A 23,690-nucleotide genomic window follows, 5' to 3' on the forward strand; every position below is an offset into this window, starting at 1 on the left:
CAGCCTGTACTGGGAAAACGCGCACGCACCCGGAACAGGTGCGTGCGCTGGACGGATCGGTATCGCGGCGGGCCTCAGCGGGCGCTGCCCTGGCCGGCATCGAGGGCGGCCAGGGGCAGCGCCTGGTCGGCCGGCACGACGATGCCCGGCTGGCGGAACAGCTCGGGGCTGAGGCGGCCGGTGGCGCGCAGCAGGCGGTAGGCGGCGATGATCTCGTCGATACCGGCGGCGGTGGCGTCGCTCTGGGCGTTGATCAGGCCGACCTCGCCGTTGAGGATGTCCAGCAGCGAACGGCGGCCCATCTCGCGCTCCTTGCGCGCCAGGTCGAGGAAGCTCTCGGCGATGTTCACCTGGTTGCGCAGGTGCTCGGAGCGCTCGCGGGAGGTCTGCCAGGAGTCCCAGGCGTTGCGGGCTTCCTCGATGGCCTGGATGCGCACGTAGTCGGCCTTCTCCTCGGCACTCAGCACGGCCTGGTCGGCGGCGCGGGTGACGTGGTCGGCACGCATGCCGAGGTCGAACTGCCAGTCGAAGTTGACCATGGCCTTGGTGTCGTCGCGGCGGCCCGGGGAGCCGTCGTAATCGTCGAAGTGGGCCTGGCTCAGGCGGAACGACAGGCGCGGCATCAGCTCCTTGCTGCGGGCAGCATCGCGCTCGGCGAGGGTCACCTCGGCGCGCTTGATGGCGGCCAGCACGTCGGGGTTCTGCTGGCGCACGCTTTCGATGATGTCCACTTCGGATGCCGGCAGGCTGGCACCGGGAACGGCCAGGGCCTCCAGGCCATCGGCGGCGAGGGTGGACTCGCCGAAGATCACCCGGTAGCGGTTCAGGGCTTCGCGCATGCGGCTGTCGGCCATCACGCGGCGCGCCTCGGCACCGGCCAGTTGCGACTTGGCCTGCAGCACGTCGGTGGCGTAGCCGCGGCCGGCCTCCATGCGCGCGTTCTCCAGGGAGGTCTGCTGCTTGATGTTCTGTTCCGACTGGCGGGCGTAGGCCTGGGTGCGCTGGGCCTGGATCACCTGCAGCTGCGCCTCGATGGCGGCCAGGGTCAGGTTCTGCACCTGCAGCTCGCGCTCGGCCTCTTCCTTGATCAGCACCACCTTGGCGGCCTGCACCCGGGACGAGGTGGCGCCGAAGTCGGTGATCAGCTGGTTGATACCGACGCTGGCCTCGGAGGGGTCGTAGCTGGCATTCCCGCCGTTTTCACGGTCGATGTGCTGCTTGCCGGCACTGCCGTTGACAGTGAGCTTGGGGAAATAGGCGGTCTTCTCGACAGCGACCTGCTCGCGGGCGGTCTCCACGTCGGCGTCGACCATGCGCACCAACTGGTGCTCGCGCAGGACGCGTTCGAGCTTGTCGGCGAAACCCTGCTCGGCCGAAGCATTCGCCGTGCACAGCAGCAGGCAGGTGGCGAGCAGCTCTCGCCGCGCGTGGAAGACGGGTTTGAAAGTAGAAAGCATGGGCGGCTCACCGATCAGGTCATCGAGATGATCCGGGGCATGGCACCGGAACGGCGCGATACTAGCTTTCTGCCATCTCGTGAAACTGACAAATGCTGACATTCCACCCTTCGCGACCTATTGACGCATGGCCTGCGCCGCTCTGGCACGAGGGTTCCAGCTTGCTCAGCCGCTGCGTTCGGGCGAGCGCAGCGGTAAAAAACCGTGCGTTTCCATCCCCGCCAAGGTTCTATAAGCTGCAAGAAATGCTGCCATTAACCGGTCAGCGCTTTACCGAATGGATGTAGGTAAAGCGGAATTCGCACCACGGAAGATGCCGTATCGAAACCCGTGAATGATTGATCTGATTCTGCTCGAAGATGAACCCATTCTCGCCGAGGAACTGAGTGAGTTCCTCGGCGAATCCGGCTACCGGGTCACCCTGGCGGACAGCCTGGCGAGCTTCGCCGACACCTTCGACGAACAGCGCCACCACCTCGCGATCATCGACCTGGGCCTGCCCGACGGCGACGGCCTCGACCTGATCCACCAGCTGCGCGAGCGCGGCAGCACCCTCGGCATCGTCGCCTTCACCGCGCGCGGCTCCACCGACCACCGGGTCGCTGGCTTCCGCGTGGGCGCCGACCACTACCTGGCCAAGGGCTGCGACCTGGAAGAACTGGCAGCAGTGCTCGAAGCCCTGCGCCGGCGCCTCGGCCTGCAGCGCGGCGGCACCCGCTGGGAACTGGAACTGGCCTCGCGCCAGCTGAAGACGCCCAACCAGCAGCACCTGCGCCTGTCCCACCAGGACATGCTGGTGCTGCACTGCCTGATGCAACGCGCCGGCGACATCGTCTCGCGCCGGGAGATCGTCCGCGCCCTCGACGAGGACTACATGACCTACGACCAGCGCCGCCTGGACACGCAGATCCGCCGCCTGCGGCGCAACGTCGAGCAGGCCGCCGGCCTGGAGCTTCCGCTCAAGACCCTGCGCAACACCGGCTACTGCTTCTACGAGAAGGTGCGCATCGTCGCCTGAGCGGCCCGGCATCAGCCCGCGCAGAGCAGGCGACCGATGAACGCATACCCCTGGTTGCGCAGCGAACGGATGGGCGCTGGCGCCCCGTCGAGCCCGGCGATCTTGCGCCGCAGGCGGCTGACGATGGCCTCCAGGCGGCGCTCGTCATAGGTCAGGTAATCCTCGCCCAGCCCTTCGGCCAGCACGCGGCGGTTGGCGGTCTGCTCCGGCGCTTCACGCAGCAGCCCCAGGATCCGGCATTCCTTGCGGCTCAGCTCCAGTTGCTGGCCATCCGGCGCGCTGAGCACCTGCTCACGTGCATCGATCACCCAGCAATCGCCCAGCGGTGCGGCCTGCATGCCGAGGCGACGCATCAGCGCTTCCATGGCCGACAGCAGTTCGTCTTCCGCCACGGCGCGGCCCAGGCAGTGGTCCGCCCCCAGGGCGTAGCCCGCCAGGCGCTGGTCGAGGCGGCCCGGCTCGGTCAGCAGGACCAGCCCGACGCCCGGCCACAGGGTGCGGATGCGCGCCGCCAGCTCGAGCCCGGCCTTGCCCTCCCCGGCCAGCTCCAGCAGCACGACGTGCGGGCCGAACAGGGCGACCTCCGCCTCCAGCAGGGTGTCGACGGTGCTCATGGTGACGAAGCCGACCTTGCCCAGCAGGCGCAGGCACAGGTCCGGCTGGCTATCCGGTGCGGCCTCCACCACCAGCAGGCGCATACGCGCGAGCGGCGTGGCGCTTCCTCCCACCCGGCGCAGGACGGTGGCCGGTGAGGTTGCCTGGCTGCGTTCTTTCACTGCGATTCCACCCTGGCGGCCCTGTGCTGACGAACGGCATTCCGGCGGCCACCCGCCCGAAACACGGCGGCACCCTACCCCAGGAAGGCCCTGCGCAAACCGAGCGAATCTGAGCAACGCATCGAATCGCGGAGCCGGGCAGGTAGAATCCTCCGCTTCCGCAAACACCCGTGGCGCCGAGCGATGACCCGTCCCCTTGCTTTCCTGCTGTTCTGCCTGTGCCTGCTGTTCTCCTGGCAGGCAGGCGCCAACACCCTGCACCTCGGCGAGCGGAGCAAGGGCACCCAAGGGTACCTGGAGCGCCTGGACGACCCGGATGGCCGCCTCGACGCCGCCGGCGCCATGCAATCGAGCGACTGGAAGGCACTGCCCGGCTCGCTCAACGCCGGCTTCACCCGCAGCGTGATCTGGCTGCGCCTGCAGGTGCAGGCCGGGGCGGATTCCCCCGAACGCTGGATGCTGACGCTGAATAACGCACTGATCGATAGCGCCATCCTCTATGACTACGAAACCGACGGCGCGCCACAGGAACGGCGCAGCGGCGAATCCATCAACCGCAAGACCTGGGAAGTGGACTACCGCACGCCCTCCTTCGCCCTCAGCCTGCAGCCCGACCAGCCGCGCTGGCTGCTGCTGCGCCTGGAGGCACGCAACGCCATGTCGGTGAGCGTGCGCCTGATGCCCGCCGCCGAATTCGGCGACCGCACCCGCGTGGAATACCTGGGCTCGGGCCTGTACTTCGGCATCTACCTGGCGCTGATCGTCTTCCACAGCGTGTTCTGGCGCATGACCCGCGCACCGGAAAGCGGCTGGTACCTGATCTACGTGAGCTGCTGCATCGCCATCGAGAGCCTCAGCTACGGCCTGCCGCAACAGATCTTCGGCATCCCCGGGAGCATCAGCGACCGCTTGCTGGGCTGCGGCCTGGCGGCCAGCCTGCCGCTGGGCTTCATCTTCGCCCAGCGCCAGCTGAGGCCCAGGGACATGGTGAGCGCGCGGCGCGTGCTCACGGTGCTCAGCGTGGTCATCGGCCTCGCCTCCGCCACGGCGGTGCTCGCCGGGCACTACCAGACCGGCGCACCGCTGGTGCAGATCACCTCCTTGCTGACCATCCCGCTGCTGATCGGCATGGCCGTGCGCATGCTGTTCCAGGGCCATGCCTCGGCGCGGGTGTTCCTGCTGATCTTCGGCATCTACTACGCCGGGGTGATCGTCAGCTTCCTGCGCAACCTCGGCATCGTCCCCACCTCCTTCGCCACCGACAATGCCGCCGCCCTCGGCACCCTGCTGCACATGCTCCTGATGAGCATGCGCATCATCAACCACTACCGGAAGCTGAAGGACGACAAGAGCCGCGCCGAGAGCAGGCTCAAGCACGTGCTGCAGGACCAGAACGCCCACCTCGAACGGCAGATCGACGCCCGCACCCTGGAGCTGCGCGACGAGATCCGCCGGCGCACCGAGCTGGAGGGCGAGCTGCGCGAGCTGCTGCGCCAGGAGCAGCGCATCCGCGAGGAGCAGCGCGACTTCGTGGCCATGGTCTCCCACGAGTTCCGCACGCCGCTGGCGATCATCGCCACCTCGGCCCAGCAGATCGCCCGCAACCTCGGCAGCGCCCCGGAACGCAACGAGCAGCGCTGCCAGAACATCCGCGAATCCACCTCACGCCTGCTGACCCTGGTGGACAACTACCTCAACCACGACCGCATGGCCGAGACCAGCACCGAGCTGCGCCACACCGAGCAGAACCTGCCGGAGCTGCTGGCGCGCAGCACCAGCGACGTGCCCCCCGGGCGTACCCGCATCGAGTACCACAGCCAGCGCCAGACCCTGAGCTGCGACACCGGCCTGACCCGCATCGCCCTGCGCAACCTGATCGCCAACGCCGACCGCCATGCCCCGGCCGATAGCGTGATCCGTCTCGATGTGCGCGAGCGCGCGGACGCGGGGATGCTCGACATCCGCGTGGTCAACGAGGGCCCGGAAATCCCCCGCGAGCAGGCGCCGCTGCTGTTCCAGAAGTACTTCCGTGGCAGCCAGGCCCAGCAATCCCCCGGCGCCGGCCTCGGCCTCTACCTGGTCAAGCGCATCGCCACCCTGCACGGCGGCGAGGTCAAGCTGGAAAGCACCGGCAAGGACGGCCCCATCTGCTTCCGCCTGAGCCTGCCGATGGAGCCGCTGGGGCACGGGGCCGCCTGAAACCGCGAGGCAGAGCGACGCCTAAAGATGTAATTGAGAAGTGATTGCATACGCATTAATCTCGCAATCCCTTTCAACGAGTCGCTGCCTGCCCACCCATGAGCAAGCCGTCGCCCTTCCTGGCCCTCTACCTGCGTGAGCAGAACCGGCTGCTGCAGCTGATCCGGCGCATCGTCGGCGATCGCAGCACGGCGGAAGACCTGGCCCAGGACACCTTCCTGCGGCTCTGGGACCGGGAGCTGGGCGACGGTGACCGCAGCCTGCTGTTCCGCACGGCGCAGAACCTTGCCCTGGACCACCTGCGGGCGCGCCAGGTGCGCAGCCGCCATGCCCGCGAACAGGCGGAGGACGAAGGCGACGGCCTCGACCTGCAGCAGCAGGCCGAAGCGCACCAGGAACTCGAACACCTGCTGCGCCGCCTGCAAGGCCTGCCCCGCCGTTGCCAGCAGGTCTTTCTTCTCAGTCGCCTGGATGGCCTCTCCTATGCGAGCATCGCCGAACGGCTCGGGGTTTCCCTGAGCACGGTGGAGAAGGACATCATCCGCGTCCTCCAACATTGCCAGCGCACTGAGGACTGACCCGGTGTCGCACGTTGTACTGGCAGCCCCCTCGATTCGTGGAACGCAAGCAGAGTGAAGACCTCGCCCGAACAGCAAGCACGGCAGGATCGCCAGGACACGGCGACCCGCTGGTACGTGCGCCTGCAGAACCCGCAGTTGCCGGCGAGCGAACGCCTGGGCTTCCGCCGCTGGCTGGACAGCGACCCGGCCAACGCCGAAGCCTTCCAGGCGGTGGAGCAGCTCTGGCAAAAACTCGGCGAGCCCGCCCGGCAACTCGCCGGCGATGGCTGGCACCGCCGCCGCCCCGTGCAACGCCAGCGCTGGCCGGCACTGGCCGCCGCCTGCGTGCTCGGCCTGGCGGTGGGCGTGCTGCTCTGGCGCGACCCCGGCGTGCTGCAGCGCTACACCGCCGACCACGCCAGCGCCCCCGGCACCCAGCTGCAAGTGACCCTGGCCGATGGCAGCCACGTGCTGCTGGATGCCGACAGCGCCCTGGACCTGCACTTCAGCCCCGGCGAACGCCGCGTCACCCTGCTGCGCGGGCGCGCCTGGTTCGACGTCAGCCACGACGCCAACCGCCCCTTCGTGGTGGAAAGCCCGGGGCTGCGCACCCGCGTGCTCGGCACCGCCTTCGCCGTCGACGCCAGCGGCCAGGGCGAGCGGGTCACGGTCAGCCGCGGACGGGTGGAGGTCCGGGGCAACGCCGCCGACTCGCTCGTCACCCTGATCCCCAACCAGCAGGCCAGCCTCGACGGCAGCGGCCTGCACGGCCCGGAAACGGTCAACAGTGAACGCGCCCTGGCCTGGCAACGCGGCCTGCTGATCTTCGATCGCGCCAGCCTCGGCGAAGTGCTCGACAGCCTCCAGCACCTCGGCCACCCGCCCGTCGTGCTGCTGGACGAGAGCCTGCGCAAGCAGCGCATCTCCGGCACCTTCCGCACCAGCGATCCCCAGGCGGTGCTCAGCGCCCTGAGCATCGAACTGGGCCTGAAGACCACGCGCATACCCGGCTTGGCGGTGGTCCTGCACCGCTGATGAAAAAAATCTGAAAATTCCTTGAGGGGTTTCCCGGTCTCGCCCGTTGTATCGGCAGTGAATCATTCGCATTTGCCATTTACCGGGGGAGAACCACCGCATGACCAACCGCCACCGCCTGGCCCGGACCCTGCTCGCCAGCGCCCTGCTCGCCACCCTCGCCGCGCCCATGCAGGCCCACAGCAGCGAGGCCGCCAGCGAGCAGCGCCAGCCGCAGTTCCAGTTCGATATCCCCAGCCAGCCGCTGCTCGACGCCCTCGGTGAATTCACCGCCACCACCGGCATCGCCGTGCTGCGCACCACCGAGGAACAGCTCGCCGGCCAGGCTCCCGCAGTGCGCGGCCGCTACACCGCCGACCAGGCCATGGGCCTGCTCCTCCAGGGCAGCGGGCTGAGCTTCCGCCACGGCGCCGGCAGCATCACCCTGGAACGCCCGAGTGGTGACGGCACCCTCGACCTGTCGCAGATCGACATCAGCGCCAGCGGCCAGCAGTCCGCCTTCGGCCCGGTGAGCGGCTACGTGGCCACGGCCGCCGGCACCGCCACCAAGACCGACACGCCGATCATCGAAACGCCGCAATCCATCTCGGTGGTGACCCGCGACCAGATCACCGACATCCACGCCCAGAGCCTGCGTGACGTCCTCGGCTACACCGCCGGGGTGATCGCCACCGAGGCCGACGACCGCCTCACCGACACCTTCGTCCTGCGCGGCTTCCAGATCAGCGGCAGCACCTTCCGCGACGGCATGCGCTACATGAGCAACATCTACGACGGCACCCAGGAGCCCTACGGCATGGAGCGCGTGGAAGTGCTGCGCGGCGCCTCCTCGGTGCTGTTCGGCCAGGCCGCGCCGGGCGGCATCATCAATGTGGTGAGCAAGCTGCCGACCCGCGAGGAACTCCACGAGATCAAGGCCGAAACCGGCAGTAACGACCGCCACCAACTGGCCACCGACCACGGCGGCGCCCTCACCGACACCCTCAGCTACCGCTTCACCGCCCTGCAGCGCAAAAGCGATACCACCACCGACCACGTGCCGGACGACCGCACCTACATCGCCCCGTCCCTCACCTGGCAACCGGACGACGCCACCAGCCTCACCCTGCTGGCCAGCTACCAGAAGAGCCGCACCGCCTACGTCTACGGCCTGCCCGCCGAAGGCACGGTGTTGCCCAACCCCAACGGCCACATCTCCCGCCACACCTTCACCGGTGAGCCGGGCTACGACAAATCGGTGATCACCGCCTGGGACATCGGCTACCGCTTCGAGCACGCCTTCAACGACGACCTCAAGGTGCGCCAGAACCTGCGCTACTTCGAATCGGAAAACGACATGCCGTCGGTGTGGCTCGACAGCTTCATCGACCCGCAGATGACCACCGTCGCACGCGGTGCCCAGGACCGCGTCGACGACTCGCGCAACTTCGTCGTCGACACCCAACTGGAGGCGCGCTTCCATCACCAGCGCGTCGAGCAGACGGTTCTGGCCGGCGTCGACTACGGCGATCGCCACCTGCAGACCGACCGCTACGACTACGACCTGACTCCTCTGAATGTCTTCAACCCGGTCTACGGCGGTACTTTCACCGCCAGGGGCCCTGCGCCATTCAGTTCCAGGAACCGTACCCGCCAGAGCGGCATCTACCTGCAGGACCAGATCAAGTTCGACGAAAAGTGGGTGCTGTTGCTCGGCGGCCGCCAGGACTGGGCCAAGCAGAAGGAAGACGCGCTGTACGGCAACGACCGCTCACGCCAGGACAGCGACGCCTTCACCACGCGCGTGGGCCTGGTCTACCTCGCCGACAACGGCCTGGCGCCCTTCGTCAGCTACAGCGAATCCTTCGAACCCCAGGCAGGCCGTAGCCGTGCCGGCCAGGACTTCGACCCCACCGAAGGCGAGCAATACGAAATCGGCATCCGCTACCAGCCACCCGGCAGCAACGCCCTCTACTCCGCCGCGCTCTACCAGCTGACCCGCAGCAACGTGCTGACCACCGACCCGGTAAACACCAACTTCCAGGTGCAGACCGGTGAGATACGCTCCCGTGGCCTGGAACTGGAGGCCAAGGCCGACATCGGCAGCAACGCCAGCGTCACCGCCTCCTACGCCTACACCCAGGCCGAAGTGACCAAGAGCAACAGCGGCAATGAAGGCCAGAAGACCGGCGGCATGCCCCGCAACATGTTCTCCGTCTGGGGCGACTACCGCTTCGGCCAGGTCGGCCCGGGGGAACTGCGCGCCGGCACCGGCGTGCGCTACGTCGACGAAGTGCCGGGGCTGTTCAGCACCCGCATCGTCGCGCCTTCCTACACCCTGGTGGACGCCATGCTCGGCTACGCCATGGGCCCCTGGGACCTCACCCTCAACGTCACCAACCTCACCGACGAGGACTACCTCAGCTACACCTACGCCGCCTTCTACGGCGCCGAACGCCAGGTCACGGCCGGCGTCGCCTATCGCTGGTAAACCCCGCTGCAAATAGCGCACGGAGCAGCCTGTAGGTTGGCGCCGAGCGCAGCGAGGCCCAACGCTGCGAAATCCAACCCGCAGGTTGGGCCTCTTGCTTCTCACCCGCCGACAAAAGAGCTAGCCCCAGCGGCGTTCAGCACCGCACACTGCGCGTCCCAACCCGCTCCCTCGACCAAGGACGATCACCCCATGCTGCGCACTACCTCTGCCCTGCTCCTCACCCTCGCCACCACCCCTGCCTTCGCCGGCACGCTCACCGAGCAGGCCGAAGAAATGCTCGGCGGCACAGTGCTGAACTGGACCAGCGACACCCGACTCGAAGGCCCCGCCGGGCTCAACGCCACGGTAGTGGTGCCCAAGGACGGCAAGGCCAACTACGCCACGCTGGCGATCGTCCATCGCACCCACAAACCCGTCATCGAGCCCTGCGGCGTGATCACCTGGACGGTCGATGGCGCTGTCGCCAACGAGGGCTACGGCGAGCTGCAGCTCGACGATGAAACCTCCAGCGAGAAGGTGGTGATGATGGTGGACCTCGGTCTGTTCAAGACCCTCGCCACCGGCGGAAAAGTGGCGTTCAGCAGCTGCGGGCTGGAGGGTGTGGTAAGCGAGGCGGACCAGAAGGGACTGCAGGCGATTCTTGGCAAGCTCTAGGCAAGCACCCGACTCACCGTAGGTTGGCGCCGAGCGCAGCGAGGCTCAACGGTGGGTGTTGAGCCTCGTGCAATGGCCGAGCCTTATCGCGGATGAATCCGCTCCCACGGCCGCCCATCGGCGGCGAGCGGGCCGTGGCCCGGGCTTCAGCCCGGGGCTTCACCGCGCTAGGCGTTGATCTGGCTGAGGATGCTCGGGTCCTTGATCTTCTTGTCGTTGGCCAGCAGCAGCGCCTTGCTGAGGATCAGCGACAGCAGCGCATCACCCTCGAAGGGCAGGTAGAGCCCGCTGGAGGCGGACTTGGCCTTCTTGTCCTGGACGATGCACAGGTACTGGTCGTTGGGCGCCATGAGGATGTTGCTGCTGCCGAGGTGGATGCGGTAGGTGCGCAGGTCGCCCTTCACCACCAGGTAGCGCCCGTCGAGGTGGCAGCGCTTGGCGATGGGCAGGCGCGAGAGGATGTTATCCAGCAGATCGCGCCGCACCTGGGCGCCGCCCTGGAGTTCGGCGTTGCTGGCCAGGGAGATGTAGCCACGGAAGGCGGGGTCGTCCACCAGGCCGAGTTCGGGGTCGTTGGCCACCGAGCAGACGCCGACGAACAGGTCCATGTCGCGCAGCACTTCGGAGAACACCAGCGGCGGGATATCGGCCAGGCGGGTTTCATCCCAAGCCTCGCCGTCCTTCACAAAACGGAATTCGCCGCTCTCCACATAGGCGAAGACACCGGTGTCGCCCTGGATGCTGGAGAACTCATCCTTCACATCCAGTTCGAACAGCACCGCCAGCCCCCAGTTCTTCAGCGTCTTGCAGGGGGTGTTGTGGCTGTCCCAACTGCCCTGCAGGGCATAGTCCCAGCCACGCTCGCGCAGCAACGCAGCGAGCTGGAACTGCCGCAGCAGGTGTCCGGCGAAGCGACGGGACGTCGTCCCTGACTCGCGCTCGGCGTCGGTGAGCAGGTAGACCTCGCGGAACGCCTGACGGATCGGCTGCAGCACCTGCGCCTCCTGCAGCAGTTCGCGCCAGGCCAGTACTTCCGGCGCGGCCGCCTGGATGGGGTGCCAGAGGGATACGGTCGCGTCAGCGGGCAGCTCGCCCACGGCCGTGCCGTCGAGGCCTGTGAGTACGCCTTTCAGACCGATCACCGAACGCTGCTGTCCGTCGTGCTCGATGTTCCAGATCAAGCGGCGCCCCATCCAGCCGAGCAGCTCGGTGCTGTCGATGAAACGCGGGTACCAGTCGCCGAAGCGCCAGGTGCGCTGACGCAGGTAGGCCTGCTCGAAACGGGTGCGCTGGCCGAGCACGGCATCGGCGAACTCCTTGCAGCCCTTCTGCCACTCCTTGAAGGCTTCGGCGTTGTCACGCTTGGCTTCGGCCGGGGCGCTCTTGAGCACCTTGCCCTCGGCGTTGCTCCACTCGGTGGCCAGGCGCCCTTCCCCTTCCAGACGCAACAGCGCGGTGGCGCCGCCGAAGCTGAAGCGGGCCACACCCTCGGCGTCGAAGCCCATGTCCGGGACCGATGCCTCCTCCATATCGTCCGGGGTCAGGCCGGCACGCTCGGCGGCCTTGACCACCGACTTCTCGATCAGTGCCTTGCCCTGGCTGTAGCGAACCTTGGAGCGCAGGCGGGAGAGTTGCACCACGCCAGGCTTGTCGAGCAGACACAGCACCTGGATGCAGGCGTTGCCCACCAGTCGCGAGCGCGGCCCGTGCCATTGCACCTTGGTGTAGAAGGCCACGGCCATGTCGCCCAACCCCGGCGCCAGCACCTTGGGCTCACCCACGCCGGCCAGCCAGACCATCGCCTTGATGGCGCCTTCGTTGGCGTCCGAGGGGGCGAACTGGTAGTTGCAGATGACCGCGAACCAGCGCGCGAGCGTCTGGCTGAAAGCGTCCGCCGGCAACCCTGCAGCGAGCTTGGCAGCCGCCTTCAACCAGGCATTGCTGGGGGAGGAGCCGCTGCCGGTGAGGGCATGGTTCATCAGGCCCATCCAGGTTTCGCGCTCGGCCTCGGGCAGCGTGGCGAAGTCCGCATGCAGGTCATCGACCCAGCCGAAGCGCGACTCACCGAGCGGCAGCTGCAGCACCTGCACGCCGCCGAGCATCTTCTTCAGCTTGGCCTCGAGCACGCGGGGGTCGCGCCCGGCCTTCCAGAACGAGGCATTGCGTTCGAGGAAGCTGCCCATGGCCTCCTCATGGCCCACCAGCGCGCCTTGCTTGTGCAGCTTCTCCATCTGGCTGACGAGCCGGGTGATCGGGTAGTCCAACTCCTTGATGTACTCGTGCTCCACCAACACCTTCATCACCTCGATGGCGGTGGCGCCGTCCAGCACGTCATCACGCTTGAGCATCTCGCGCAGCACACGACCCAGGCCGCCAATGCCCTCAGGGCCCTCGCCGTATAAGCAGGCGAGGTAGACAAGACAGGCGCGCCAGTCCGTAGCTTCGGCATCGATCAGCGCGCGGATGGCAGGTGACTTGTCGAGCCCATACCAATATTCACCTTGGTGCTTGATGAGCTGCTCGACGGCGATTCGCAGCATCGTGCGCTGCCCATCACTGAGGATCACCAACGCCTGGAGGGGAGAATCGCCGCTCAAGGCCGTGGCGTGGGCGTGCAAAGGTGAAGACATGACGAATCCTTATGTCGTGTGAAAAGGGAAAGGCTCAGCCGCCCACCAGGGGCAACAGGCGCAGGAACTGGACGTTGGAAATGGAGGACAGGCGGAACGGCTCGTCGAGCTCATCCACTTGCTGCTCATCCACCAGCAGCAGGAAGCCGTTTCTCTCGAAGGCGGAGATCGCCAGCTGGCACTGGCGCTCGGCGTCGATCACGCGTCGGGGCAGCTCGTCGTAGCCGTTGAGCTTCGCCTCGTCGGCTTCCGGGGTGAAAAAGCGATAACGCGGAGCGTTGGGCACCGCCTGCTGCTGCTCGACCACTTGCAGCACGTAGCGCCGGATCAGCTCGCGGGCGGTCAGCGTCTCCACCGGCAAGGTCAGCGTCAGGCTGTTGAGCAAGGAGCCCTGAAGCGTGCAGTCCTGCACCCGCACGGTGAAATCCATTTCCGTCACTCCATCGCTTGGAAAAGTGGATGTTTACACCGGGGCGGGAAGTGATGTCGAGGTGCCATGAAGCGGGTTGGCGAGGCTGTGAGGTGGAGCACAGGTGGTGGGAAATCCGCACGGTCACGGCGGCCCCGCTGCCCGTAGGTTGGCGCCGAGTGCAGCGAGGCCCAACGATGCGGTCCTGGATTTACTTGATCGGTCACCTGGCCATGACCACCTTCTGCACCTCGCCTCCAAACCCAATGAGCGGCCCTCTCCGATCCTAAGACCCGCTTGATAGTGGCCAGTTAATAGCTACGCTCTGATTCGCCCCAGACTCTGGCGGCCGATCCACTACCGATTCGAATACGAGCACAGGGCAGAAGGGAATCTGAACCATGAAAGCAATGGAGGCCATGCTCCGCATCGCTGGCCGCACGCGCCTGTTAGCTGGCCTGTACGCCATTGCCCTGGGTTCCGGCTGCACCGTCATCCACGTTGTCGGCGAATCCGGCACCGTGGAGACGCACTACCTCCCGGGCATCGCCTACATCCGCATCGACCCGGGCAAGAAACCTCTCTACGTCCACCAACGCTCGTACGGCATCGCCGCTTCGAACAAAGCCCTGTCCCTCGGCTTCGGTGACTTCGAACAAGTCACCGTCGAGCGCGAGGATGCCTCGGCATGCCTGCTCATCTCGATCAACAGCAACTCCAACAAGAACGACTTTTCCTTCCAGACCCAGGAGCCGGACCATGTATGCAAAGCGCCAATCACTGAAATCCGCAACAGCATTGGGGAGCACATTGCTGGTCAGCCTGATTAGCGCCAGCGGCTGCGCACCGCTGCAGCAGGCGCCACTGGCCTATACATCGGCGCAGGTCGTGGGGGTGAAGCTCGGCGTTGCGCCTACGCAGCCGGAGTCGCTGGAAGCGGTCGTCGGGGTGAAGATTCTGGATGCCGCCTACGCGCCGGTGGCGGTTTCGAATCCGGGGCTCAAGGATGCGGTCAGCTCAGGAAAGCCCTTTGATGAAAGCTTGTATGCCATCAAGGAAATCTATGGGATTTACGGCCAGCAAGCCAGTGCGGATGCAGCAGCAAAACTGCTGACTACTCAGGAATCCAAGGACATGCAGCGATTCCTCAAGTATCAGGCTGACCTGGACTCAAAGAAAACAAAGGCTCAGGAACTCAAGGCAAAACTGGATGCAATATCGACTGCAACATCCAGAGTCGAAAGCCTGAGGACTGAATTGAGGTCACCGCCATGTAAAGGCACCACAGATGCAGACAAAGTCTCGGACTTACTTAAGTCTCTGAGTGCATGCAAGACCGAAGGCGGCGTCGACCCCAGCACTCAATATGCGGCCGACCTAAAGGAAGTCCTTGATAAAGACACAACGTCCATCAAGGCCTCAGAAAAAGAGATCAGTGAGAAATACGCCGCCGCCAACAGAGAGCTGGCAATCGCAGAAACCGTAGCCAGAGATCAGGAAGCCAAAGTGAAAGGCGCCCTCGAGAAACTGGCCAGCATCCAGAAACGAGATGCTATATCCGTCTATGGCTCCTTTAACTCGGACTCGACGGCGGGCTCCAAAGGCGATCCAACTGACGCCAACAAACAGAAAGACTCCGGCGTCGATGTACGAATCGGGAAAGTATTCTCCACTGGAGTCGCAGCCCAGAATATTTCTGAGGCCCAGAAGCTTGTAGCCGGTGCCGCCGCACTCGATGTCTGCCTGCGAAATATCCCTAGGATGCTTGAGGGCCTGACTGAAGCCGAAAGGAAGCCATTGAGAGCTGAATTGGTTGGGCTTTGTGCAGACAAAATCATGCCCAGCGCAACGCAACAGAAATAGGCATCCCCCACGTAGGTTGGCGCCGAGCACAGCGAGGCCCAACGATGCAGAGCATTGCCCGGCACCAGTGTCAGACCGGGCATCGCTGGTGGATGAAAAGAGCGTCATCCACCCTACTCATCCTGCGCCTGGCGCAAGGCTCGGCCAGGCTCGTTGGGCTTCGTGCCTCAGCCCAACCTACGGGAGCGGGCCTCGAAGCGCCTCAATTCCACGGCAACTCCACCCGGGCGCGCAGGCCGCCTTCGGGGTGGTTGTGCAGGTGCAGTTCGCCGCCGTGTTCGCGGGCGATGGCGCGGGCGGCGGAGAGGCCGAGGCCGACGCCGCCGGATGCGGGGTTGCGCGAGGGTTCGAGGCGGTAGAAGGGTTCGAAGACCTGTTCCAGGTGCTGCTCGGGGATGCCGGGGCCCTGGTCGCTGACGTCGATGAGGATGCCGCGCGGGTCGGTGTGGAGTGCGATCGCCGGGGCCTTGGCGTATTTCAGGGCGTTCTCCAGCAGGTTGGTGAAGACGCGCTTGAGCCCCAGCGGGCGGCCGAGGTAGACGAGCTTGGTGGGGCCGCTGTAGGGGATATCGATGCCCTGGTCGCGGTAGTCGTCGATCAGGGTCTGCAGCAGCTCGGCGAGGTCGAAGGGGGTGGCGGGCTCCAGGCGCGCGTCGTCGCGGAAGAAGTCGAGAGCGGCGTTGATCATGCCCTGCATCTCGTCCACGTCGCGGAACAGCTTGCGCTGCTGCTCGGGGTCGTCGATGAATTCGCCGCGCAGGCGCATGCGCGTGAGCGGCGCGCGCAGGTCGTGGGAGATGGAGGCGAGCATCTGCGAACGGTCGGCGACGAAGTGGCGGATCTGCGCCTGCATGGTGTTGAAGGCGAGGATGGCCTGGCGGATTTCACGCGGGCCGAGGGGTTCGATGGGCGGGGCGCGGAAGTCGCTGCCGAAGCGCCGCGCGGCATGGGCGAAGCTCTCCAGGGGCCGGGCCAGGCGGCGGGTGGCGACCCAGGCCACGGCCAGCGAGGCCACCAGCGCCAGGGCGACGATGATGCCCAGGCGTATCTCCGGGTCCAGGCCCCAGCTGCGGTAGCGGGCGGAGAATTCCAGCCAACTCCCATCATGCAGCTTCACCAATAACTGGTAGGGGCGATCGGCATTGGGCGGCGGCCAGTCCTCGGGGTCATAGGCCTCCAGGTGGCGGGCCTCGCCGAACAGTTTCTCGATCAGCCCGCTATCGTCCTGGAAGCCGTCGTCAAAGCCCGGCGGCAGAGTCAACTGGTTGCGGCCGGCGACCCAGCGCACGGAGAAATTCGGCGCGCTGGCGGCCCGGGCCAGCAGAGGACGCTGGGCCTCGGGGGCGGCCTCGATGATCTGGGTGGCGAGCGCCGCCCGCTCCAGCACCCCGCTGCGGAGCAAGGAGGGCTGCGCCCAGACGCCGGCCAGCTCCACGAACAGCCAGTTGAGCAACAGCGAGGCGAGCATGGCCATGACGATGGTCAGGGCGATCCAGCGGGCGATGGTGTCGCTGCCGCGTGGCCAGTTCATCGGCGGCTGACCTCGGGGCTGAACTGGTAACCGCCATTGCGCACAGTGCGGATGATGTCCGGGCGCTTGCTGTCGGGCTCGATCTTGCGGCGCAGGCGGCTGACCTGCACGTCGATGCTGCGATCGAAGGCGTCGTGGGCGTTGCCATGACAGAGGTCGAGCAGCTGCTCGCGGCTGAGGATGCGCCCGGGGTGTTCGAGGAACACCAGCAGCAGGTCGAACTCGCCGCCGGAGAGCGGAATCATCACGCCATCGGGCGAGCGCAGTTCGCGGCGGGCGACGTCCAGCTGCCAGCCGGCAAAGACGATCACCGGCCGCGCCTCGTCGCCGCCGGCCTTCACCGCGGCCCCGGTGCGGCGTTGTACGGCGCGCACGCGGGCCAGCAGCTCACGGGCGTCGAAGGGCTTGGTCAGGTAGTCGTCGGCGCCCAGCTCCAGGCCGATGATGCGATCGCTCAATTCGCCCATGGCGGTGAGCATGACGATGGGGATGCCCAGCTCACCGTGCACCCGCTGGCACAGGCTGAGGCCGCTCTGCCCGGGGAGCATCACGTCGAGCACGATCACGTCCGGGTGCTGCCGGGCGATGGCGGCCCACATGGCGGCGCCGTCGGTGGCCACCTCCACCTCGTAGGAGTGCTGCAGGAAGAATTTTTTCAGCAGGGCGAGGATTTCCACATCGTCGTCCACGATCAACAGTCTGTTCACGATGCTCGGTTCGGGTTGGCTGGGGTCGCTCATCTAAAACCATTTGCGCCGGGCGGTCATATATTTCAATCGGGCAACAATCCTTCAACGCCGGCATCAACGGGACATCTTCCAGCAAAGCCGCCAGGCCATCCTCGCCGCCATTCATTGGGAGGTAGGCGGTATGTCGGTGATGCAGAAAAGATTCGAAAACGGGATGCGTATCGGGGTGTTGTGCGGCTGCCTGTTGCCGCTGGTGGGGTGTAGCAGCCAGGTGACCACCCAGGGTGACTGCGCGGATCTGGCACCCGGTGTGAGCGACCCGGCCGAGGGGCTCAACCGCAAGGTGTTCGCCTTCAACCGGGTGGTCGACGATTACGCCCTGGCCCCCGTGGCACGGGGCTATGCGCGGTTGCCGGAGCCGGTGCGCGATGGCGTGCACAACTTCGCCGCCAACTTCGCCGAACCCAAGGTGCTGGTGAACGACCTGCTGCAGGGCAACGGCCAGCGGGCGATGAACACCCTGGGCCGCTTCACCTTCAACACCATTCTCGGCGTCGGCGGGGTGTTCGATACCGCCGGGCGCATAGGCCTGCCGCACCACGAGGCGGACTTCGGCCAGACCTTCGGCGTCTGGGGCATCGGCAACGGCCCCACCGTCGAGTGGCCGCTGCTGGGCTCGGCCAACAGCCGCGACAGCGTGGGCCGCGTAGCGAACTTCATGTTCTCGCCCTTCGGCAGCGGCAACAGCGACACGGTGGATGCCATCGACACCGCGCAATCGGTCGGCGACACCCTGGACCAGCGCGCCACCGCCCTGCCCCTCACCGACCAGTTGGAGCAACACCCCGACTATTACGCCGCCCTGCGCGAGTACATCGCCGAGCAGCGCGCACAGTTGGTGGCCGAGGGCCGGGCGGGCCAGGTGGACAGCAGCCGCCTGTGGCTGGGCTGCAAGACGCAGGCGGAGTAACCCATGAACGACCCACGCCAGGCCCTTCTGATGCTGCGCCAGGACATCGAGCGCAACGCCGACGAACTGCAGTACCGCGAGCAGGGCCTGAGCCTGTCGGAAGACGGCCTGGCGCTGGTGCTCAGCTACTACTTCGAGAACTATCGCCCCGGCTACGACGTGCGGGTGGTGTGCAGCTACCAGGTGCCGCTGGCGGAGTTCACCCGCTGGATGATCGACAGCGGCCGGTTGCGGCTGTACCAGCCATGAGAAGGCGTTGCGGCCATTGCACTCCGGCCAACTCGGGGGGCCTTCATGCCGAACCCGCGAGCCGGTGCTTGACCGGAAGGGAAGCAGAACGACAGTCTGCAAACTCTTCTCATTCAAAGACTGGTAGGAATTCACATGTCCCGGCTCCCCGCCCCGCTGGATCGCTTGCCCTTCCCCGTCATCGGCTCGCCGCTGTTCATCATCAGCAACCCGAAACTCGTGATCGAACAGTGCAAGGCCGGCGTGGTCGGCTCCATGCCGGCGCTCAACGCGCGCCCCGCCTCGCTGCTGGAAGACTGGCTGGCGGAGATCACCGAGACGCTCGACGCCTACAACCGCGCGAACCCCGACAACCCGGCGGCGCCCTTCTCGATCAACCAGATCGTGCACAAGAGCAACGACCGCCTGGAACACGATATGGAGCTGTGCGTTAAGTACAAGGTGCCCATCGTCATCACCTCCCTGGGCGCCCGTGAAGACATCTACGCCGCCGCCCACTCCTATGGCGGCGTGGTGCTGCACGACGTGATCAACAACGCCTTCGCCCACAAGGCGGTGGACAAGGGCGCCGACGGCCTGATCGCCGTGGCCACCGGCGCCGGCGGCCATGCCGGGGTGAAGAGCCCGTTCGCGCTGATCCAGGAAATCCGCCAGTGGTTCGACGGCCCCCTGGCCCTCTCCGGTTCCATCGCCACCGGCGGCGCCATCCTCGCCGCCCAGGCCATGGGTGCCGACTTCGCCTACATCGGCTCGGCCTTCATCGCCTGCGAGGAAGCCAACGCCAGCGAGAACTACAAGCGCGCCATCGTCGAGTGCTCGTCCGATGACATCGTCTACAGCAACCTCTTCACCGGGGTGCACGGCAACTACCTCAAGCCCTCGATAGTGGCCGCCGGGCTGGACCCGGACAACCTCGCCGAAAGCGACCCGAGCAAGATGAATTTCGGCGGCGGCGATGCCAAGGCCTGGAAGGACATCTGGGGCTGCGGCCAGGGCATCGCCCCGATCGGCAAGGTGCAGAAGGCCGGGGAGTACATCGCCCAGCTCAAGCGCGAATACGCCGAAGCCAAGGCGCGTCTGGCGTCGGTCTGACCCCCACCCGCTCCCCGTAGCCCGGACTTCAGTCCGGGGCAGTCCCCCGCGCTGAAGCACGGGCTACGTTCCTATCGAAGCGCCGGTACAGGGTTCAGCCCCGCGCGTTGGGCCTCGTGCCTAGGTCCAACCGACTCCTCCCTCCCTTCAGCCCCTCCGCCAGAGCGCAGAGACAACCGGTACCTCATCGCTGCGCCGGCGCAATCTAGCCGAAGGTTTGCATGTACGGCCCAGCACTCAGGCGGATGGCGGCAGCCACGTTCGGCGCTCGCTCGCACAGCTCGGTCGAGCGGCCCAGCACACGTTCCAACGCTTCCAGTTGCCCACGAATGACCTCTTCCGGCCGAGCTACGTCGCACGCACCGGCGAACTCGAGCAACCCCTGTCTGGAAGCGAGCAGTGACTTGTTACCGACCAGATCCAGTGCCAGTACGTCCTCGGGAATGTAGGCCGTGGTGTTGACGATGTCGTAGGCCGGCGCCAGCCGTGCATCACGCTGCGTAGGGTCGGAATACAGCAGTCCGAAGTTCTTGAGGTGGGCATCACCATTTCCGACGATGCAGCTCAAGCTGACCATCGCGAACAACTGCGCCAGCGAACCCTGCACCTGCTCCGGCGAGCAGAACAGACGGATGGCCTTGGCGATGGCCGAGTAGCTCTTGCTGTACTTCTGCTCCGCAGCCAGGCCCATCAACGCAGCCATGTCCTCGAAACCGATGGGATCGAGTTGCTCGTCCCGATCGAAACGGCGCATGACGAACAGCCGGGTGTTATCGGACAGGTAGAACTCCGGCACCGCAATCCCCGCCTCCCTGGCCACGGACATGCAAAGGAACTCGTTGATAGCCAGCCCAGGAAACTCGTCACGACCGCTCTTGATGATCAGTTCGGAGGTTTTCGACGTGAACCGCTGTGAAGCAGCGCCCGACTGCTCTGGAACCAGCACCTTCGGCTGCACGCCCGAAATCCCGGCGCGCAAAATGTAACGGTCCACCAGGCTGGCAAAAATATCCTCCGTACCATCCCAAGCGAGGATTTCCTCCAGTCTTTCGCCCGGGAACTGCTGTCGCCGCAGAAGCGCATCGACCTCATCCGAGCTGACGGCTACCCGCCCGATAGGTGAGCTGCTGCCAGAAAGCGCCAGCAGCAACATGGGATCGACACGCACCATCTTGGCCAGGCGATTGCGCAATTGCTCCAGGACATAGCCTTCCGGCAGGTTCATCTGGAAGATCGGGTGCAGCTCCCGGTAGCGGTATTCATCCACACGCACAGGCATGAGCAGGCTGATCGACGCCTGCGCCCTGGCCTCTTCGTGGTAGCGAAACAGATAGTCCCCGTTGGAGCTGAGCACCCTCCCACTCTCGCCCTCTGGCGTTGCCACCCGCAGCACGGCCGTCATCAGTCGAACACTCCGTGGATCTCGTCCAGCGTCGGCATGGCCGCAGGTATCAGCGCGAACTCACAGTCCATGGCTCCCAGCGCTCGCGCATAGGCCACCACGCCAACCGACAAGTCGCCTCTCTCGATAGCGATGACCTTCTGCCGGGTGATGCCTGCCAGCCCAGCCAGCCTGGCTTGGGTGAGCCCGCGATTCAGGCGGCACTGCCGGATCTTCTCGCCCAGGCGTGCCGTGATAATGGAATGATCCATGTTCTATATACGTAACAAATTATATTGAATGTAACGTATACCTAACTTACAGAAAGATCAAAGCGAACCAACACCGCCCGATCAAGCACCGACAAAGGCGTCATTCAGGCGACCCAACTGCAACCGTCAGACTGAGCGCTGCTCGTGCTGCCCCGACATCCCCAGGGCTACCCCGCTGCGACGCTCAGCCCCGCGCATTGGGCCTCGTGCCTCGGCCCAACCTACGCCCCTCCCCCCGTCACTCCCTCGGCCAGAGCTGCGGGAACAACCGGTGCTCCATCGGTGCGCCGGCGGGCAGTTCGTCCGCCAGGCCGGGGAATTCCGGGGAGGTTTTCCAGGGTCGGGGCGCATGGACCATGTCGTCACCGAGAAAGCGCAGGGAGTAGGCGCGGCGCCGGCGTTCACCGCCTACGCCGCCGGAGGCGTGGAGGGTGAGCATGTGGAAGAACACCGCGTCGCCCGGCTCCAGCGCCCAGCCGAGGATGGGCCAGCGGGCGCGATCCGCCTCGATATCGGGCAGGTCGGCCAGGGTGCCTTCGGGGAACCATCGGGCCTGGTTGTCGAGGAAGGTGCGTGGCATGAGCCAGGGTCCCAGGTGGGAGCCGGCGACGAACTCCAGGGTGGCGTCCCGGGCCACCGGGTCGACGGGCATCCACATGCTGCAGTTCTGCCGGCCCTCGACGTTGTAGTAGGGCTGGTCCTGGTGCCAGGGGGTGCGCTGCCGGGTGTTGGGTTCCTTGACCAGCAGGTGGTCGTGGTAGAGACGCGCGCTGCCGCCGCCCATGAGCTGCGCGGCCACGGAGCCGACACGGCTTTCGAAGATGAAGCGGCGGTACTCGTCGAATTCCCGCCAGTTGCAGAAGTCCTCGAAGAACCAGCCGGGGTCGTCCTCGCGGCTGGCGACCTTGGCGCGCTCGCTGGGGCTGGCGAGGTTGCGCTCGATGCCCAGCTGCAGCAGCTCCACTTCCTCCGGGGTGAACAGCTGGCGCACGCAGATGGCGCCGTCGCGGTGGAAGTCGTCGATCAGCGTGCGGGGCAGTTCGAACTCGTAGGGATGCGAGGTCATGCGGGCTCTCCTTGGCGGTGCGGCGGTGCCGGCGTGGCGGGTGCAGGCCGGGCGTCGTCACCCGGCCGGCCCCAGAGACGGTAGGCGATGCTGAGCAGCACCAGCCAGGCGGCACCGATGTACAGGGCGGTGCGGGTATCGGGGAACAACGCCAGCACCACGAAAATGAACAGCATGAAGGCGATGGTGAGGTACTGCCCCAGGGCCAGAACGGCACCGGGAAGCCGAGGGCGGCTACCTCCTCCCGCCCCAGGCCACGGCGCATGGCGACCTGGGAGAGCAGGATCATCAACCAGACCCAGACCACGGAAAAGGTCACCAGGGAGGCGAACAGCAGGAACAGTTCGTTGGGCAGCAGGTAGTTGAGCAGCACGCCCAGCAACAGCGCGAGGGTCATCATCAGCACCGTCATCCAGGGCACGCCGGCGGCCGAGAGCTTGCCGAAAGAGGCCGGCGCCTGGCCGTTGCCGGCCATGCCATAGAGCATGCGCCCGGTGCTGAAGATGTCGCTGTTGATGGCGGAGATGGCCGCCGAGATCACCACCAGGTTGAGGATGCTGGCGGCCGAGTCGATGCCCAGCCCGCTGAAGATCTGCACGAAGGGGCTGCCCTCGCTGCCGATGCGCGACCAGGGCCAGATGGCCATGAGCACCAGCAGGGTGAGCACGTAGAACAGCAGGATGCGCAGTGGCACCGTGTTGATGGCCTTGGGGATCATCCGCTGCGGGTTCTGCGCCTCGCCGGCGGTGAGGCCGATCACCTCGATGCCGCCGAAGGCGAAGATGACGATGGTGAAGGACGCCACCATCCCCTCCAGCCCATTGGGGAAGAAGCCGCCATGGGCCCAGAGGTTGGCGAAGCCCGCCACGCTTTCGGCGCCGCCCAGCGGGATGCCGGCGACCAGCACCGCCAGTCCGGCGAGGATCATCGCCACGATGGCCACCACCTTGAGCAGCGAGAGCCAGAACTCCAGTTCGCCGAACACCCGCACGCTGCACAGGTTGATGGCGGCGATGACCAGGACGATGCCCAGCACCCAGAGCCAGCGCGGCGTATCCGGAAACCACAGGCCCATGTAGATGCCGAAGGCGGTCACGTCGGCGAGGCACACCATCAACATCGAGAAGGCGTAGGTCCAGCCGGTGAGAAAGCCCCAATAGCGCCCCAGGTAGCGGCTGGCGTAGTGGCCGAAGGAGCCGGCCACCGGCGTGCGCACCGCCATCTCGCCCAGGGCGCGCATCATCAGGTACACCGCCGCGCCGGCGATGAGGTAGGCCAGCAGCACCGAGGGCCCTGCGCGCTGGATGGCCGCCGCCGAGCCGTAGAACAGCCCGGTGCCGATGGCAGAACCCAGGGCCATGAAGCG

The 23,690-nt window shown here is 66.2% G+C and carries 20 protein-coding genes and 1 pseudogene; 11 read left to right on the forward strand and 10 right to left on the reverse strand.

What is annotated here, in order from left to right; all coding sequences use genetic code 11:
• Positions 1-74: 74 nt before the first annotated feature.
• The gene (locus PSm6_RS00330) at positions 75-1,457 is read right to left on the reverse strand and encodes a TolC family protein (protein WP_265169240.1); all 1,383 of its coding nucleotides are present in this window, start codon (positions 1,455-1,457) and stop codon (positions 75-77) included.
• A gap of 334 nt (positions 1,458-1,791) precedes the next feature.
• Here PSm6_RS00330 and PSm6_RS00335 point away from each other — a divergent pair, with 334 nt between their 5' ends.
• On the forward strand, positions 1,792-2,475 hold the full coding sequence (locus tag PSm6_RS00335) for a response regulator transcription factor (RefSeq protein WP_021219955.1): 684 nt from the start codon (positions 1,792-1,794) through the stop codon (positions 2,473-2,475).
• A gap of 11 nt (positions 2,476-2,486) precedes the next feature.
• On the opposite strand, the gene PSm6_RS00340 is transcribed toward PSm6_RS00335, so the two are convergent.
• Positions 2,487-3,251: a response regulator transcription factor gene (locus tag PSm6_RS00340; RefSeq protein WP_265169241.1), complete on the reverse strand. Its 765-nt coding sequence runs from the start codon at positions 3,249-3,251 to the stop codon at positions 2,487-2,489.
• A gap of 183 nt (positions 3,252-3,434) precedes the next feature.
• Here PSm6_RS00340 and PSm6_RS00345 point away from each other — a divergent pair, with 183 nt between their 5' ends.
• The 5 genes from PSm6_RS00345 to PSm6_RS00365 all read left to right on the forward strand — a co-directional run bounded on the left by PSm6_RS00345 (position 3,435) and on the right by PSm6_RS00365 (position 10,172).
• A complete protein-coding gene (locus tag PSm6_RS00345; protein WP_265169242.1) occupies positions 3,435-5,450 on the forward strand; it encodes a sensor histidine kinase in 2,016 nt (671 codons plus the stop codon).
• A 98-nt stretch (positions 5,451-5,548) separates the two neighbouring features.
• Positions 5,549-6,028, forward strand: coding sequence for an RNA polymerase sigma factor (locus PSm6_RS00350; protein WP_265169243.1), 480 nt, complete (start codon positions 5,549-5,551; stop codon positions 6,026-6,028).
• A gap of 54 nt (positions 6,029-6,082) precedes the next feature.
• On the forward strand, positions 6,083-7,045 hold the full coding sequence (locus tag PSm6_RS00355) for a FecR family protein (protein WP_265169244.1): 963 nt from the start codon (positions 6,083-6,085) through the stop codon (positions 7,043-7,045).
• 100 nt (positions 7,046-7,145) lie between these two features.
• Positions 7,146-9,515, forward strand: a complete 2,370-nt coding sequence (locus tag PSm6_RS00360) for a TonB-dependent siderophore receptor (RefSeq protein WP_265169245.1) — start codon at positions 7,146-7,148, stop codon at positions 9,513-9,515.
• 192 nt (positions 9,516-9,707) lie between these two features.
• Positions 9,708-10,172: a hypothetical protein gene (locus tag PSm6_RS00365; RefSeq protein WP_265169246.1), complete on the forward strand. Its 465-nt coding sequence runs from the start codon at positions 9,708-9,710 to the stop codon at positions 10,170-10,172.
• Between the two features lie 167 nt (positions 10,173-10,339).
• On the opposite strand, the gene PSm6_RS00370 is transcribed toward PSm6_RS00365, so the two are convergent.
• Together PSm6_RS00370 and PSm6_RS00375 are read right to left on the reverse strand one after the other, a co-directional pair.
• Complete coding sequence (locus tag PSm6_RS00370; protein WP_265169247.1) at positions 10,340-12,802, reverse strand: DUF4132 domain-containing protein; 2,463 nt, start codon at positions 12,800-12,802, stop codon at positions 10,340-10,342.
• A 34-nt stretch (positions 12,803-12,836) separates the two neighbouring features.
• A complete protein-coding gene (locus PSm6_RS00375; RefSeq protein ID WP_021219963.1) occupies positions 12,837-13,232 on the reverse strand; it encodes a hypothetical protein in 396 nt (131 codons plus the stop codon).
• Positions 13,233-13,612: 380 nt separating this feature from the next.
• Between PSm6_RS00375 and PSm6_RS00380 the strand changes: the two genes are divergently transcribed.
• Together PSm6_RS00380 and PSm6_RS00385 are read left to right on the forward strand one after the other, a co-directional pair.
• On the forward strand, positions 13,613-14,041 hold the full coding sequence (locus PSm6_RS00380; RefSeq protein WP_169708405.1) for a hypothetical protein: 429 nt from the start codon (positions 13,613-13,615) through the stop codon (positions 14,039-14,041).
• Positions 13,971-15,074 carry a hypothetical protein gene (locus PSm6_RS00385; protein WP_265169248.1) on the forward strand — a complete coding sequence of 368 codons (1,104 nt, stop codon included), beginning with the start codon at positions 13,971-13,973 and terminating at the stop codon, positions 15,072-15,074. The genes PSm6_RS00380 and PSm6_RS00385 overlap by 71 nt, the downstream gene beginning before the upstream one ends.
• A 202-nt stretch (positions 15,075-15,276) precedes the next feature.
• Here the strand turns inward: PSm6_RS00385 and PSm6_RS00390 are convergent, their stop codons facing one another.
• On the reverse strand, positions 15,277-16,605 hold the full coding sequence (locus PSm6_RS00390) for a sensor histidine kinase (RefSeq protein WP_265169249.1): 1,329 nt from the start codon (positions 16,603-16,605) through the stop codon (positions 15,277-15,279).
• Complete coding sequence (locus PSm6_RS00395; protein WP_503827117.1) at positions 16,602-17,312, reverse strand: response regulator; 711 nt, start codon at positions 17,310-17,312, stop codon at positions 16,602-16,604. The genes PSm6_RS00390 and PSm6_RS00395 overlap by 4 nt, the downstream gene beginning before the upstream one ends.
• 196 nt (positions 17,313-17,508) lie before the next feature.
• On the opposite strand from PSm6_RS00395, the gene PSm6_RS00400 reads away from it, so the two are divergent.
• The 3 genes from PSm6_RS00400 to PSm6_RS00410 all read left to right on the forward strand — a co-directional run bounded on the left by PSm6_RS00400 (position 17,509) and on the right by PSm6_RS00410 (position 19,605).
• Positions 17,509-18,264, forward strand: a complete 756-nt coding sequence (locus PSm6_RS00400; RefSeq protein WP_265169250.1) for an MlaA family lipoprotein — start codon at positions 17,509-17,511, stop codon at positions 18,262-18,264.
• Positions 18,265-18,267: 3 nt separating this feature from the next.
• Positions 18,268-18,513, forward strand: coding sequence for a hypothetical protein (locus tag PSm6_RS00405; protein ID WP_021219969.1), 246 nt, complete (start codon positions 18,268-18,270; stop codon positions 18,511-18,513).
• Positions 18,514-18,648: 135 nt separating this feature from the next.
• Complete coding sequence (locus tag PSm6_RS00410) at positions 18,649-19,605, forward strand: NAD(P)H-dependent flavin oxidoreductase (RefSeq protein WP_021219970.1); 957 nt, start codon at positions 18,649-18,651, stop codon at positions 19,603-19,605.
• Positions 19,606-19,810: 205 nt separating this feature from the next.
• Here the strand turns inward: PSm6_RS00410 and PSm6_RS00415 are convergent, their stop codons facing one another.
• The 4 genes and pseudogenes from PSm6_RS00415 to PSm6_RS00430 all read right to left on the reverse strand — a co-directional run bounded on the left by PSm6_RS00415 (position 19,811) and on the right by PSm6_RS00430 (position 23,684).
• On the reverse strand, positions 19,811-21,007 hold the full coding sequence (locus PSm6_RS00415) for a type II toxin-antitoxin system HipA family toxin (protein WP_265169251.1): 1,197 nt from the start codon (positions 21,005-21,007) through the stop codon (positions 19,811-19,813).
• Complete coding sequence (locus tag PSm6_RS00420; protein ID WP_265169252.1) at positions 21,007-21,258, reverse strand: helix-turn-helix transcriptional regulator; 252 nt, start codon at positions 21,256-21,258, stop codon at positions 21,007-21,009. The genes PSm6_RS00415 and PSm6_RS00420 overlap by 1 nt, the downstream gene beginning before the upstream one ends.
• 238 nt (positions 21,259-21,496) lie before the next feature.
• Positions 21,497-22,324, reverse strand: a complete 828-nt coding sequence (locus tag PSm6_RS00425; protein WP_021219986.1) for a phytanoyl-CoA dioxygenase family protein — start codon at positions 22,322-22,324, stop codon at positions 21,497-21,499.
• Positions 22,321-23,684: pseudogene (locus PSm6_RS00430) on the reverse strand (amino acid permease). The gene PSm6_RS00425 and the pseudogene PSm6_RS00430 overlap by 4 nt, the downstream one beginning before the upstream one ends.
• Positions 23,685-23,690: the final 6 nt, after the last annotated feature.

Origin of the sequence: Pseudomonas solani (genome assembly GCF_026072635.1) — a bacterium.
GTDB classification, from domain to species: domain Bacteria; phylum Pseudomonadota; class Gammaproteobacteria; order Pseudomonadales; family Pseudomonadaceae; genus Metapseudomonas; species Metapseudomonas solani.

What these genes read in the sequence shown, in the direction of transcription:
- PSm6_RS00365 (WP_265169246.1), top strand. Translation starts at nt 9,708, where the DNA reads ATGCTGCGCACTACCTCTGCCCTGCTCCTCACCCTCGCCACCACCCCT.
- PSm6_RS00385 (WP_265169248.1), top strand. Translation starts at nt 13,971, where the DNA reads ATGTATGCAAAGCGCCAATCACTGAAATCCGCAACAGCATTGGGGAGC.
- PSm6_RS00345 (WP_265169242.1), top strand. Translation starts at nt 3,435, where the DNA reads ATGACCCGTCCCCTTGCTTTCCTGCTGTTCTGCCTGTGCCTGCTGTTC.
- PSm6_RS00350 (WP_265169243.1), top strand. Translation starts at nt 5,549, where the DNA reads ATGAGCAAGCCGTCGCCCTTCCTGGCCCTCTACCTGCGTGAGCAGAAC.
- PSm6_RS00330 (WP_265169240.1), bottom strand. Translation starts at nt 1,457, where the DNA reads ATGCTTTCTACTTTCAAACCCGTCTTCCACGCGCGGCGAGAGCTGCTC.
- PSm6_RS00420 (WP_265169252.1), bottom strand. Translation starts at nt 21,258, where the DNA reads ATGGATCATTCCATTATCACGGCACGCCTGGGCGAGAAGATCCGGCAG.
- PSm6_RS00415 (WP_265169251.1), bottom strand. Translation starts at nt 21,007, where the DNA reads ATGACGGCCGTGCTGCGGGTGGCAACGCCAGAGGGCGAGAGTGGGAGG.
- PSm6_RS00360 (WP_265169245.1), top strand. Translation starts at nt 7,146, where the DNA reads ATGACCAACCGCCACCGCCTGGCCCGGACCCTGCTCGCCAGCGCCCTG.
- PSm6_RS00425 (WP_021219986.1), bottom strand. Translation starts at nt 22,324, where the DNA reads ATGACCTCGCATCCCTACGAGTTCGAACTGCCCCGCACGCTGATCGAC.
- PSm6_RS00335 (WP_021219955.1), top strand. Translation starts at nt 1,792, where the DNA reads ATGATTGATCTGATTCTGCTCGAAGATGAACCCATTCTCGCCGAGGAA.
- PSm6_RS00390 (WP_265169249.1), bottom strand. Translation starts at nt 16,605, where the DNA reads ATGAACTGGCCACGCGGCAGCGACACCATCGCCCGCTGGATCGCCCTG.
- PSm6_RS00380 (WP_169708405.1), top strand. Translation starts at nt 13,613, where the DNA reads ATGAAAGCAATGGAGGCCATGCTCCGCATCGCTGGCCGCACGCGCCTG.
- PSm6_RS00410 (WP_021219970.1), top strand. Translation starts at nt 18,649, where the DNA reads ATGTCCCGGCTCCCCGCCCCGCTGGATCGCTTGCCCTTCCCCGTCATC.
- PSm6_RS00375 (WP_021219963.1), bottom strand. Translation starts at nt 13,232, where the DNA reads ATGGATTTCACCGTGCGGGTGCAGGACTGCACGCTTCAGGGCTCCTTG.
- PSm6_RS00370 (WP_265169247.1), bottom strand. Translation starts at nt 12,802, where the DNA reads ATGTCTTCACCTTTGCACGCCCACGCCACGGCCTTGAGCGGCGATTCT.
- PSm6_RS00400 (WP_265169250.1), top strand. Translation starts at nt 17,509, where the DNA reads ATGCGTATCGGGGTGTTGTGCGGCTGCCTGTTGCCGCTGGTGGGGTGT.
- PSm6_RS00405 (WP_021219969.1), top strand. Translation starts at nt 18,268, where the DNA reads ATGAACGACCCACGCCAGGCCCTTCTGATGCTGCGCCAGGACATCGAG.